General features: G+C 69.3%; 11 protein-coding genes. 7 read left to right on the top strand and 4 right to left on the bottom strand.

Going from position 1 to position 12466, the window contains the following annotated elements; all coding sequences use genetic code 11:
- The first annotated feature begins 18 nt into the window (after positions 1-18).
- Entirely contained in the window at positions 19-591 is a 573-nt protein-coding gene (locus tag FDF13_RS06530; protein WP_175406887.1) for a PaaI family thioesterase, read from the top strand.
- Positions 588-1676, top strand: coding sequence for a zinc-binding dehydrogenase (locus tag FDF13_RS06525; RefSeq protein ID WP_137318960.1), 1089 nt, complete (start codon positions 588-590; stop codon positions 1674-1676). The genes FDF13_RS06530 and FDF13_RS06525 overlap by 4 nt, the downstream gene beginning before the upstream one ends.
- A 218-nt stretch (positions 1677-1894) precedes the next feature.
- Here the strand turns inward: FDF13_RS06525 and FDF13_RS14725 are convergent, their stop codons facing one another.
- The 4 genes from FDF13_RS14725 to FDF13_RS06505 all read right to left on the bottom strand — a co-directional run bounded on the left by FDF13_RS14725 (position 1895) and on the right by FDF13_RS06505 (position 5886).
- Positions 1895-2557: a DUF1697 domain-containing protein gene (locus FDF13_RS14725; RefSeq protein WP_175406886.1), complete on the bottom strand. Its 663-nt coding sequence runs from the start codon at positions 2555-2557 to the stop codon at positions 1895-1897.
- 137 nt (positions 2558-2694) lie between these two features.
- The gene (locus FDF13_RS06515; protein WP_137318959.1) at positions 2695-4239 is read right to left on the bottom strand and encodes an AMP-binding protein; all 1545 of its coding nucleotides are present in this window, start codon (positions 4237-4239) and stop codon (positions 2695-2697) included.
- Between the two features lie 202 nt (positions 4240-4441).
- The gene (locus FDF13_RS06510) at positions 4442-5110 is read right to left on the bottom strand and encodes a TetR/AcrR family transcriptional regulator (RefSeq protein WP_137318958.1); all 669 of its coding nucleotides are present in this window, start codon (positions 5108-5110) and stop codon (positions 4442-4444) included.
- Between the two features lie 23 nt (positions 5111-5133).
- A complete protein-coding gene (locus FDF13_RS06505) occupies positions 5134-5886 on the bottom strand; it encodes a 3-hydroxyacyl-CoA dehydrogenase (RefSeq protein ID WP_137318957.1) in 753 nt (250 codons plus the stop codon).
- A gap of 244 nt (positions 5887-6130) precedes the next feature.
- On the opposite strand from FDF13_RS06505, the gene FDF13_RS06500 reads away from it, so the two are divergent.
- From FDF13_RS06500 to FDF13_RS06480, 5 genes are all read left to right on the top strand, one after another.
- Complete coding sequence (locus FDF13_RS06500; RefSeq protein ID WP_137318956.1) at positions 6131-7273, top strand: thiolase family protein; 1143 nt, start codon at positions 6131-6133, stop codon at positions 7271-7273.
- 40 nt (positions 7274-7313) lie between these two features.
- The gene (locus tag FDF13_RS06495) at positions 7314-8483 is read left to right on the top strand and encodes an acyl-CoA dehydrogenase family protein (RefSeq protein ID WP_137318955.1); all 1170 of its coding nucleotides are present in this window, start codon (positions 7314-7316) and stop codon (positions 8481-8483) included.
- 314 nt (positions 8484-8797) lie between these two features.
- A complete protein-coding gene (locus FDF13_RS06490) occupies positions 8798-9334 on the top strand; it encodes a TRAP transporter small permease (RefSeq protein WP_137318954.1) in 537 nt (178 codons plus the stop codon).
- A gap of 27 nt (positions 9335-9361) precedes the next feature.
- Entirely contained in the window at positions 9362-10882 is a 1521-nt protein-coding gene (locus FDF13_RS06485) for a TRAP transporter large permease (RefSeq protein ID WP_137318953.1), read from the top strand.
- A gap of 128 nt (positions 10883-11010) precedes the next feature.
- Positions 11011-12309 (top strand): C4-dicarboxylate ABC transporter substrate-binding protein, encoded by a 1299-nt coding sequence (locus FDF13_RS06480; RefSeq protein WP_254668937.1) that lies wholly within the window; start codon positions 11011-11013, stop codon positions 12307-12309.
- Positions 12310-12466 lie beyond the last annotated feature (157 nt).

The raw sequence follows: 12466 nt of genomic DNA, 5'->3' as shown, positions 1-12466 counted from the left end.
TCGACCCGGATGAGGATCATGACCGCATCGCACTTCGCCGAACACACCGCCCGACTCACCCGCGAGCTCATCCACACGCTCGTCTCGGAGACCGACGACGCCCGCCTCGCCGAGCACACCGCGTTCATCGCGGAGAAGCTCGCGGCCGCGGCGGCCGACCCGGCGGCGGTCACCCTCGACGACCCGCACCCGCAGCGCAGCCACATCGAGCACGACATCACCCCGGCGTCCTCGGCGCGGAATCCGATCGCCCCGCCGATGGACATCCGCTGGGACGGCGAGGAGTCCCGCTGCTCGCTCACGCTGCCGCTGCAGTACCAGGGCCCTCCCGGTCGGGTGCACGGCGGGGTCGTCGCGCTCATGCTCGACCACGTGCTCGGCAATGCGGCGAACTCCGGGGATGCGCCGCGCGCCTACACCCGCTACCTCAACGTGCAGTACGACGCGGCGACCCCGGTGGGTGAGCCGCTCGTGGTCACCGGCCGAGTCGTCCGGCAGGAGGGCCGCAAGCGCTTCCTCGAGGGCGAGGTCACCTGCCACGGCGAGGTGCGGGTGCGCGCGGAGGGGCTGTGGATCGAGGCGAAGCAGTGACTGCCGCGCAGCCGCTGCCGGCGACGATGCGGGCGGCGCGCCTCACACTCGATGAGAACCTCGCGGCCGAGCAGCCCGTGCCCGCCCGTTCCGGGACGGGGCTGGAGGGCCGGGGCCTGAGCTACGGGGTCGCCGACTTCCCGGTGCCCGTGCCGGGACCCGGACAGGTGCTCGTCGAGATGGCGTACGCCTCGGTGTGCGGATCCGACGTGCACCTCGCGCTCGACGGCTTCCACCGCCCGGAGATGCTCGACGCACCGGGCTACCCGGGACACGAGGGCGCGGGCACGATCGTCGCGGTGGGCGCAGACGTCCACCTCGCAGGCGCGGACGGCGAGACCACCCCGGGCGCGCTCTCCCCAGGCATGCGCGTCATCACGGTGCCGAGCGGGCGCCTCGGCGGATGCTTCGCTCAGTACCAGGCGATCGACGCCGGCTCCGTCATCCCGCTGCGAGAGGACGACGTGCTCGAGCGGGCCCTCATGGCCCAGCAGCTCGGCTGCACGATCGCCGCGCTCGCCAAGTACTGGCGTGAGGGCACGCGGACCGCCGCGGTGCTCGGCCTCGGCTCCGCCGGCCAGTTCTTCACCCAGCTGCTCCGGGCCCGCGGGGTCGAGGTGTACGCCTCCGACGTCGATGCCGCGCGGATCGGGTTCGGGCGCGAGCTCGGGGCGCGGGCCGTCCACGCCGATGAGCTCGACGCTCTCGTCGCCGGGGCGCATCCGGAGGGTGTCGACCTCGTCGTCGAGGCCGCCGGGCTCGACGCCACACGCGCGCAGGCCGTCGAGCTCGCGCGTCACCGCGGTGTCGTGGGGGCCTTCGGCTACCCCGAGACCTGGGAGGGGACCTTCCCGACGATGGCGGCGTTCCGCAAGTCGGTCACCGTCGAATGGTTCTCCAACGCGCAGGGTGAACCCGGTCAGTGGTGCTTCCACGAGGCGCTCGAGGCGATCCGCACCGGCGCAGTCAGGGTCGACCACATGACGCAGGTGCGGATGGGGCTCGAGGACGTGCCTCGTGCGCTCGAGGCGACCCGCGCCCACGGCGAGGGAGCCGCCAAGATCACCATCACCATCCGCCCCTGAGAGCTCAATTTTCGAAGGTTCCTGAGAGCGGAAACGCCGTTTTTCGCACAGTCAGTGCCCTGCAGCGGGTCCTGCAAGAGATGCACTGAGCGCGGATGCGCCGCCTCCAGATGCACTTCGCCGCGGAGCAGTGCGCGAACTGCGCGGTATCCGGAACCGAGCGCGCAATTGAGCGCTCCGAACGGGATACTCCGCAGTTCGCGTGCGCTCCGCCCCGCTCACAACCGCTCGATGACCGCGTCGACCGTGTGCAGATTGCGGGCCGTCCCGCCGAGGCGCCGACTGATCGCCGCCGCCGGCTTCGACGCCGCCAACCCGCCCGGGGTAAGGAGGTAGGCCGTCGTCCCCTCCACCGCCACCTCGGTGTCCGTGCCCGAGGTGAGAGCCCGGATCTCGTCCATCACACCGGCCGACGGCGCGGACTCGAGGAGGATCAGGTGGCAGAACCGCGGGTCGTCCGGCGCATAGGGGCAGGCCTGCCGGGCGGCGGCGAGCACCTCGGCGGAGCGCACCGCGACCGGGACCGGGAAGCCCACGCGCTGTTCGAGGGCGGTGGCGATGCGCACGGCCCACGCCTCGGCCGCGGTGGCATCGGTGCCGCTGTCACCGTCGTGCTCGCCGCCGCCGGCTGTCAGACCTGCTCCCGCAGGATCGTCGCCCGCAGGGTCATCACCCGCAGGATCGCCACCCGCAGGGCCTTCACCTGCACCGGCCTCCGCGGTGAAGACGATGTTCCCCGACTGGATGTACGTGGCCACGTCGGAGGCGCCGAGCTCGCCGAGCACGGCACGAACCTCGGCCATGGGAAGGCGGTGTGCACCGCCGACGTTGACCCCGCGGAGGAAGGCGGCGAACCGCCGCTTGGTCAGCTGCCCGGACATCGGAACTCCTTTCGCAGGAAGAACGCACCCCCACCACTCCCCTGCCGCGGCACCAGTTGCCGCAGCCGGGGTGAGAGTGCAATTTCTGAAGGATCTGTTCACAGAAACCTTCGAGAATTGCACTCTCGGAGGGGAGGTCAGTCGCCGGTGAGCTGGTCGCGCAGGGCCCGCTTGTTGACCTTGCCGACCGCGGTCTGCGGCAGGGAGTCGACGATGAGCACCTGCTTGGGCGCCTGCACCGCACCCTTGAGATCCTTGACCACGGTGATGAGCTCCTCCTCGCTCGCGCTCGCGCCGGACCTGAGGATGACCGCCGCCGTGACCTGCTCGCCCCACTTCTCGTCGGGGATCCCGAACACCGCCGACTGCGACACCGCCGGGTGGGTGGCGAGCGCGTCCTCGACCTCCCGCGGGTAGACGTTGAACCCACCGGAGATGATCATGTCCTTCTTCCGATCAACGATGAACAGGTATCCCTGCTCGTCCATCCGCGCGATGTCCCCGGTGCGCAGCCAGCCGTCGACGATCGTCTCCGCGGTGAGGTCGTCGCGGCGCCAGTAGCCGCTCATCGCACCGCGGCCGCGCACGCACAGCTCGCCGGACTCCCCGAGCGGCACCTCCTCGCCCAGCGGGTCGAGGATGCGGACGTCGACGGACTCCACCGGCTTGCCGCACGACAGGAGGAGCGCCGGATCCTGGTGGTCCTCCTTCGACAGCACCGACACCGGGTAGCACTCGGTCTGCCCGTAGAGCTGCCCGAACACCGGCCCGATCCGCTCGATGCCCTCGCGCAGCCGGCTCTCCGACATCGGCGAGGCGCCGTAGAGGATGTACTCGAGGCTCGAGGTGTCGCGGGTGTCGAGGTCGGGATGGTCGAGCAGCGCGTAGACCATCGTCGGGACGAACAGGGTGAAGTTGATCCTCTCCCGCTCGATCGTCTCGAGCACGGCAGCCGGGTCGAACCCGGACATGAGGTGGACGGTGCCGCCCTTGATGAGCGTCGGCAGCACGTTCGTCCCGGCGACGTGGCTCATGGGCGGGATGAGGAGGTAGCGCGGGGTCTCCGGCAGCTCGAAGTCGGCGAGGATGTCCGCGGTCGACGGCCCCAGGTTGAACTGCCGCCGGTAGGCGCCCTTGGGCCGGCCGGTGGTGCCGCCGGTGTAGTTGATGATGCTGAGATCGGTGTGCTCGGCGTCGAGGCGCATGGGCTGCGGGCCGACCGCGGCGGCTGCTGACTCGAGGTCGGTGACGAAATCCGCGGGGCTCATCGTCCACATCTGCAGCCCGGCGTCCTCGGCCACCTGCTGGAGCTCGCGACCGCGCTCCCCGTACGTGGATTCGTCGACGACGAGCGCCTTGACCTGCGAGTCCCCGATCTGGAAGGTCTGGTCCGCGAGCGAGCCCATGGGGTGCAACCAGGTGATGTAGAGGCCGAGCGACTGCACGGCCGCGCTGAGCACCCAGACCTCGTAGCGGTTGGCGCCGAGGGCGGCCACGCCGTCCCCGCGCTCGAGGCCCGCCGCGCTCAGCACCGCCTGGTACCGGCCGATGAGGTCGAGCACCTCGGCATAGGTCTGCTGCCCCCGGGCGTCGGAGAATGCGATGCGGTCGGGGTGGCGCTCGAGGGTGCGCTTGATCGTGGACGCGTAGGTGGGTCCGGTCAGGTGGGTGGCGATCTCCATTGATGCTCCTCTGAGGGTGGGTGGATGGGGGATTCAGGTGGGCGGGTCAGGCATACCGGCCGGGGCCGAGGCGCCGACCGCTGGGAAGCCGTCGAGCGCGGACCCGATTGCACCCCGACCACGCACGGCGGCAGTGCCCGCGCCGGAGCCGCTGCCGTCCCCGGCGTCAGCGGCGGGGCGATCCGCGGGCGGCACCACGATCTCAGTCCTCGGTCCCGAGGAGCGCGAGCGCGGTGCGCACCCAGGTGTCGATCATCGGCTCGGTGTCGGGATTCCGGCCGGAGAAGGTGTAGGTCAGGGCCATCCCGCGCATGCTCGTGAACACGACGTCGAGCATCGCGGGGAACGCGGGGTCGGCGCAGATCGTGGCGCCGAAGATCCGATGCGTGTTCTCCCGCACCCGCAGGAGCACCTGCTTCTCGTGGTCGACGAGCTCACGTGCGAGGTCGGGGTCGGTGCGCGCGGCGATCCAGGTCTCGAGCGCGGCCCAGAAGTTCGGGTGGAAGAAGGTGAGCCAGATCGTGCCGATCGCCCAGCGCACGCGCGCGGGCACCTCGGTCTCCGGCGGGGCGGTCGAGTAGTCCGCGGCGCTCGTGTCGAGCCGGTCGGCGGCGAGCCGACGGATCGAGGCGGTGATGAGCGCCCGCTTCGACGGGAAGTGGTGGAGCAGCTTGCCGCGCGACACCCCGGCGCGCATCTGCACGCGCATGGTCGTCGTCGCCGCGTACCCGTCCTCGAGCAGGCAGGCGATCGCCGCGGACAGGATCTCCTCCCGCGCCAGCCGCCCGCGCTCCTGGCCGCCGGCGGGGTCGCCGCGGAGCGCCCCGGGATCCGCTCCCGAGGCGCCCTGCGGCATCCGCTCGCCCGTCACCGGTCCGTCAGCCTGTTGGATTCTCAGCGCGGCGCCATCCGGATCGAGCCGTCGAGCCGGATCGTCTCGCCGTTGAGCATGGGGTTCTCGATGATGTGCTGCGCGAGCGCACCGTACTCGTCGGGCTCGCCGAGCCGCGAGGGGTGCGGCACCTGCTGGCCGAGCGACTTGAGCGTCTCCTCCGAGGCGCCGAGCATCATCGGGGTCTTGAAGATGCCCGGGGCGATGGTGACGACGCGGATGAGCGAGGACGCGAGGTCGCGCGCGATCGGCAGGGTCATGCCGGCCACACCCGCCTTGGACGCGGAGTACGCCGCCTGGCCGATCTGCCCGTCGAAGGCCGCGGCCGAGGCGGTGTTGACGATGACGCCGCGCTCCTCGCCGAGCGGCTCGATCTTCTGCATGTGGGCGGCCGCGAGGCGGATGACGTTGAACGTGCCCACGAGGTTGACCTGGATGACCTTGTTGAAGGCATCGAGCGGGAACGGACCCTTCTTGCCGGACACGCGGATCGCGTTGCCGATCCCGGCGCAGTTGACCACCATGCGGAGGTCGCCGAGCTCGGAGGTGCGCTCGATGGCCGCGGCCACCTGCTCCTCGTTCGTGACGTCGCCGGCGACGAAGATCGCGCTGTCGCCGAACTCCGCCACGGCTTCCTCGCCCTTGAGGTCGAACACGACGGCCTTGCCGCCCTGGGCGATGATCCGCTTGACGGTGGCGAGCCCGAGGCCCGAGGCTCCGCCGGTGACGAATGCCACCTGGTCCTTGATCTGCATGTCGTTGACTCCTCATCGAATGAACGCGTGTGTGCGCAGTCGGATTGCTTACCAGTCCATATTGACTGTTTTTGGCTCGTATGTGAAGCTGAACGCGCGATAAGTCAACGCCGACCGCCTGCGCGGATCGGACCGGCCCCGGCTCCGCGCCCTCCGCCGCTCCGCCTCGGGCACCCCGGCCGCCGTCCGAACCGCCCCCGAACACCCGAGCAGAACCGCATCCCACACGAACAGAGGAGTTCCCATGACCGATGCAGTGATCGTCGCAGCCCGCCGCACCCCGACCGGAAAGCGCGAGGGTGTGCTCTCCGGCATCCACCCCGCCGACCTCTCCGCCCTCGTCCTCGAGGATCTCGCGCGGACCTCGGGCGTCGACCCCGAGCTCATCGACGACGTCGTCTGGGGCTGCGTCACCCAGGCCGGCGAGCAGACCGGTGACATCGCGCGCACCGCCGCCCTGTCCGCCGGCTTCCCCGAGACCGTCACCGGCGTCACCGTCGACCGCCAGTGCGGCTCCTCCCAGCAGGCCGTCCACTTCGCCGCCGCCGGCGTCATCGCCGGCCAGTACGACATCGTCGTCGCCGGCGGCGTCGAGTCGATGTCCCGCAACCCCATGGGCTCCTCCTCGCAGGGCAAGAACCCCTACGGCGAGAAGTTCATGGCCCGCTACGACAACACCAAGCCCAACCAGGGCGTGGGCGCGGAGATGATCGCCGAGCGCTGGGGCTTCGACCGCGAGGCGATGGACAGCTTCGCGCTGCTCTCCCACGAGCGCGCCGCCGCCGCCACCGACTCCGGCGCCTTCGAGTCCCAGATCGTCCCGGTCGAGACCGAGCACGGCCTCATCACCGCCGACGAGGGCATCCGCCGCGGCGGCACCCTCGAGAAGCTCGGCAAGCTGAGCACGGTGTTCAAGGAGGACGGCGTCGTCACCGCCGGCAACGCCTCGCAGATCTCCGACGGCACCGCCGCCCTGCTCATCATGAGCTCGGAGCGCGCCAAGGAGCTCGGCCTCAAGCCGCTCGTGCGCGTCCACACCGCGGTGCTCGCCGGCTCCGACCCGGTGATCATGCTCACCGCCCCGATCCCGGCCACCCAGAAGGCGCTCGCGAAGTCCGGCCTGTCGATCTCCGACATCGGCACCTTCGAGGTCAACGAGGCCTTCGCCTCGGTCCCGCTCGCCTGGCTCAAGGACCTCGGCGCGGACCCGGAGAAGCTCAACCCGCACGGCGGCGCGATCGCCATGGGCCACCCGCTCGGCGGCTCCGGTGCCCGTCTCATGACGACCATGGTCCACACCATGGTCAACAACGACATCAAATACGGCCTGCAGACGATGTGCGAGGGCGGCGGCCAGGCCAACGCCACCATCCTCGAGCTGCTCTGAACAGCCCCGCCGGCAGCCGACCGAGAACCAGGAGAGTGCGATGAAGCGCAATCTGTACACCGCCGACCACGAGGACTTCCGCCGCACCGTGGCGGCCTTCCTCGACAAAGAGGTCGCTCCCCACTTCGACGAGTGGGAGAAGAACAAGATCGTCGACCGCTCGATGTGGAAGGCCGCCGCCGAGGCCGGCGTCATCGGCTTCTCCCTGCCCGAGGAGTACGGCGGCTCGGGCATCAAGGACTACCGCTTCGAGATGGTCCGCGGCGAGGAGGTCGCCAAGCGCGGCTTCGGCTCAGCGACCTCCGGCTGGGGCGTGTCCGACGGGATCGTGCCCGGCTACTTCGAGTCCTTCGCCAACGAGGAGCAGCGGCAGCGCTACCTGCCGGGGCTCGCCGCCGGTGAGAAGATCGCCGCGATCGCGATGACGGAGCCCGGTGCCGGCTCCGACCTGCAGAACATCAAGACCCGCGCGGTGCGCGACGGCGACGAGTGGGTCATCAACGGCGCGAAGACCTTCATCACCAACGGCCAGAACTGCGACTGGGTCGTCGTCGTGGCCCGCTCGAACCCGGATGTGCCGGCGTCGAAGGGCGTCTCGCTCTTCATCGTCGACTGCGACACCCCCGGCTTCGAGCGCGGCCGCAACCTCGACAAGGTCGGGCTCGCCGCGCAGGACACCTCGGAGATGTCGTTCAGCGATGTCCGCGTCCCGCAGGCGAACCTGCTCGGTGAGGAGGGTCGCGGCTTCATCCACCTCATGACGAACCTGCCCTACGAGCGCATGGGGATCGCCACCGGCGGCCTCGCCGACGCCCGCGCGGCCCTCGAGTGGACCTCGAAGTACGTGTTCGAGCGCGAGATGTTCGGCGGCACCCTGGGCGACATGCAGAACACGCAGTTCGTCCTCGCCGAGCTCGAGGCGCGCGTCGACGCGTTCGAGGCCTACGTAGACCGCTGCGCGCTCGCCCTCAACGACGATGAGCTCACCGCGGTCGAGGCGTCGAAGGCCAAGCTCGTGGGCGCGGAGCTCCAGCTCGAGGTCATCAACCGCTGCCTCCAGCTCCACGGCGGCTACGGCTACATGCTCGAGTACCCGATCGGCCGCGCCTTCCGCGACAGCCGGATCCAGACGATCTACGGCGGCACGTCCGAGGTCATGAAGTACATCATCGGCAAGGACATCCAGAAGCGCTACGCCGCGAAGAAGTAGGCGCTTCCCGCCATCCGACGAGGGGCCGCACGGCGTCCGCTCCCCCGCGAGGGGGCGGACGCGGTGCGGCCCTTCGGCATCCCCGGAACCCGCCCAGCGGCAGGGCCGGGACCCGCCCAGCGGCAGGGTCGGATCCCGCCCAGCAGCAGGCTCGAGACCGCGGCCCGGGAGAAACTTGATAACGGTTTCAGTTTCTCGACCCGGCCGTCTTGTAATTCTAATGAGCAATCGTTAAGTTGATCCAAGCGAGTCGGCACCGTGCCGTAACTCACATTGGCCGCACAGGCCGACCGTCGAAGACAAAGGTGACTCCGATGTTGAAATTCAACCAGGGCGTGGACAAGATCCTCTCCGTCCTCACCGCGATCGCGCTCATCGTGATGATGCTGCACGTCGTGGCGCACGCTCTCCTCCGCTACTTCTTCAACTCCCCGATCTACGGCACGAACGAAATCGTGGCCTACTGGTACCTGCCGATGATCGCGCTGCTCGGCATCCCGGCCGCCCAGCTGCAGAAGGAGCACATCACCGTCTCCCTCGTCATCGAGCGGATGAGCCACGGCACCGCTGCGTTCTTCAAGGTCTTCGCCTTCGCGCTCTCCGCGCTCGTGAGCATCGGGTTCGCGTGGTTCGGCTTCGAGGAGGCGCTGGAGAACATGGAGATGGGCTCCACCGCTGGCGTCACCGACATCATCACCTGGCCGGTGTACTTCCTCGTCCCGCTCGTGTTCGTCGTCCTCGCGATCCTGTTCATCGTCGACATCATCGTCACGCTGCGCACCGGCGACCCGGAGATCGACCTCCTGACCGGTGAGCATGCGGAGCACGACATCGAAGAAACCGTCATCTGACGCGGCCCCCAGACAGGATTACTGCATATGTCTCACACCACTGACACCAATCTGGGGACGATCCCCAGCGTCCTGCCCTCGGACTCCCGCCGCAAGAAGCCCGGGCCGGTCTCGCTCATCGTCGGCTTCGCCCTCGTCGCGGTCTGCCTCGTGGGCGTGTTCACCAGCCCGTCCGGCGCTGTCGCCGGCATGTGGTGCATCGCGATGATGATCGTCCTGATGTTCCTCAGCGTCCCCGTCGCGATCGCCCTGGCGGTGCCGAGCCTGATCGGCGTCTACGCGCTGTCGGGCATCCCGGCCACGATCAACATCCTCTCCACCGCACCCTTCCACGGGGTCTCGAAGTGGTCGTACTCGGTGCTCCCGATGTTCATCTTCATGGGCATGCTGCTCACGCAGTCGGGCATGACGACCCGGATCTACCGCGCCACCGACCGCTGGTTCTCCTGGCTGCCCGGCGGCATCGGCATCGGCACCACCGCCGCCGGTGCGGGCCTGTCCTCGGTCTCCGGTTCGACGATCGGCATGACCTACGCCCTGGGCCGGGCCGGCATCCCGGAGATGCTGCGCGCCGGCTACGACAAGCGCGTGGCCGTCGGCACCGTGATCGTCGCCGGCCTGCCCGGCAACCTCATCCCGCCGTCGATCCTCCTCGTCATCTACGCCGGCATCGCCAGCGTGCCCGTCGGCCCGCAGCTCGTCGCCGGCGCCGTCCCCGGCATCCTCATCGCGCTGACCTTCGCGCTCTTCATCCTCATCCTCGGCCTCGTCGCCCCCAAGCTCGTGGGCCGCGGACCGGATGCCACCGGCACGCGGGAGAAGGTCACCTGGGGCGATCGCTTCCGTTCGCTCGGCGAGGTCTGGGGCTTCCCGGTCATCATGGCCGTGCTGTTCGGCGGCATGTTCTCCGGCATCTTCACCCCGACCGAGGCCGGTGCGGCCGCCGCCTTCACCGCGCTGCTGCTCACCCTGTGGTACACCCGCAAGGACAAGCCCTTCCAGAAGGTCACCCACGCCGCGTTCTCCACGGTGAGCGCGACCGCAGCGATCTTCTTCATCATCATCGGCGCGGAGATGCTCACCAAGCTCCTCGCGATCACCGGCCTGGCCCCGATGATGACGGACTTCATCCTCGGCTTCGGGCTCAACCGGATCGGCTTCCTGCTCGTCCTCGTGGTCCTCTACATCGTCATGGGCATGTTCTTCGACACCCTGTCGATGATGCTGCTGACCATCCCGATCCTCCTGCCCACGCTCGAGGCGATGGAAGTCAGCCCGCTCTGGTTCGGCGTGTTCGTCGTCCTCCTCGGCGAGCTCGGCATGATCACCCCGCCGGTCGGCCTGCTGTCCTACATCGTCCACAACATCTGCAAGAGCCCGGAGGTCAACCTCGGACAGAACGTCACGCTCAAGGACGTGTTCGTGTCCCTGTCCTGGTTCCTGCCCGTCGCGATCCTGTTCCTCGCCATCATGATCGCGGTGCCGCAGATGACCGAATGGCTGCCCGCCCTCCTCGAGAGGACCAGCGGCGGCACAGCCACCCAGTAGCCGCAGAACCGCACCGCCGGAATCACGGCACCGCCGCCGGCCCGGTCCGCACCGCACCGCAGTCCGGTGCGGCGGAGCGGATCGCACCACAATCGTTCAACGAGGAACGACAGAAAAAGGGAGACACAGTGAAAACACTCACCACGACCCGCTTCCAGGGCCGCGCGCTGAGCATCTGCGCCATGGCCGCCGGCCTCACCTTCGCGTTGAGCTCGTGCGCCGGCAGCGCCGGCTCGGGCGGCGGAGGCGGTGACGGCGGGGACGCCGGCAGCGGCTTCGAGTACGGCGCCTCGCAGGAGGACGTCAACTCCGCGATCGAGGGTCTCGATCCGATCACCATCAAGTTCCAGCCCTCGGCCGCCTCGCAGAACTCGGTGATGGCCCCGGCCGGCACGGTTTTCAAGGAGATCGTCGAGGAGCGCTCGAACGGCCAGATCGAGGTCGAGATCACCTGGGGCCAGGCGATCGCCGGCTACGCCGAGGTGCACGACGCGCTCGCCGACGGCCGCCTCGACGTCGCGTACACCCTCCCGGTCTACCAGCCCACCGAGTTCCCCGCGGTCAACGACCTCGGCACCGCGATGGCCGGCCTCTCCGCTTCCCCGTACCTCGGCGAGCTCGTCGCGAACGCGGTCGGCAACGAGATCGGGTGGGGCAACGAGAACGTCCTGTCGCAGTACGAGGAGAAGGGCCTCGTGCCCCTCACCCCGCTCGCGGCGTCCGGTGGCTACTACACCGTGTGCAGCGAGCCGGTGGAGTCCGCCGACGACTGGCAAGGCCTGCAGACCCGCATCGCCTCGACCGCGCAGTCGGCCCAGGTCCAGCACCTCGGCGGATCCCCGGTGTCGATGGAGTACGTCGAGACCTTCGAGGCGCTCCAGCGCGGCACCGTCGACTGCACCCTCGGCCAGCTCGTGCCGTCCGCCGAAGCCGGCATCTTCGAGGTCGCCCCGAACCTCGGCTACACCACGACCGCGAGCTTCTCGCGTTCACCGGGTGCGTACCTCGCCGGGTCGAGCTTCGCGGACATGCCGCTGGCCTACCAGCAGATCATCTTCGACAGCAACGCGCTGGCCTCCTCCGGCGGCATGGAGGCGGTCATCGGCGGCAACGCCGCGGCCGTCCAGCAGGCCAAGGATGCCGGTGGCGAGGTGACGCCGTTCGCCGACGACATCCAGGAGGAGATCAGCGACTACTCCACCCAGCTCACCGATGAGGCGATCGAGAACGGGCAGATCGACGAGAACATCGAGACGATCATCCAGGACGCCGGCGAGCAGTGGACGAAGGAGTTCGAGGAGCTCGGCTACACCGACGAGGGCGAGACCAAGGACTTCAACGACTGGTACGACGACAGCAAGGACTTCATGGACTACGCAACCGCTTCCTACGAGAACGGCAACGCCATGGACCACCGTCCGAGCTGACCGGCAGCAGGGCACGATGGTGGCGGGGACCGGTGACGGCCCCCGCCACCGGCGGGTCGGGAGACCGGCCCGCAGCGAGCACCGGCACCACCCAGCCGCCGGCCCGGACCCCACAGATCCGCAGGCCCCCACCGGGGCAGGCATACGAGAGACACAA

The sequence above is a fragment of the Brevibacterium sp. CS2 genome (assembly GCF_005280295.1).
Lineage (GTDB): Bacteria > Actinomycetota > Actinomycetes > Actinomycetales > Brevibacteriaceae > Brevibacterium > Brevibacterium pityocampae.
The sequence above is the reverse complement of the archived record's forward strand: the minus strand, read 5'-3'. Positions and strand labels throughout refer to the sequence as shown.

Bases quoted from the DNA above. Each gene is read 5' to 3' on its own strand.
- FDF13_RS06530 (WP_175406887.1), top strand. From the start codon at position 19: ATGACCGCATCGCACTTCGCCGAACACACCGCCCGACTCACCCGCGAG.
- FDF13_RS14725 (WP_175406886.1), bottom strand. From the start codon at position 2,557: ATGTCCGGGCAGCTGACCAAGCGGCGGTTCGCCGCCTTCCTCCGCGGG.
- FDF13_RS06515 (WP_137318959.1), bottom strand. From the start codon at position 4,239: ATGGAGATCGCCACCCACCTGACCGGACCCACCTACGCGTCCACGATC.
- FDF13_RS06505 (WP_137318957.1), bottom strand. From the start codon at position 5,886: ATGCAGATCAAGGACCAGGTGGCATTCGTCACCGGCGGAGCCTCGGGC.
- FDF13_RS06500 (WP_137318956.1), top strand. From the start codon at position 6,131: ATGACCGATGCAGTGATCGTCGCAGCCCGCCGCACCCCGACCGGAAAG.
- FDF13_RS06495 (WP_137318955.1), top strand. From the start codon at position 7,314: ATGAAGCGCAATCTGTACACCGCCGACCACGAGGACTTCCGCCGCACC.
- FDF13_RS06490 (WP_137318954.1), top strand. From the start codon at position 8,798: ATGTTGAAATTCAACCAGGGCGTGGACAAGATCCTCTCCGTCCTCACC.
- FDF13_RS06485 (WP_137318953.1), top strand. From the start codon at position 9,362: ATGTCTCACACCACTGACACCAATCTGGGGACGATCCCCAGCGTCCTG.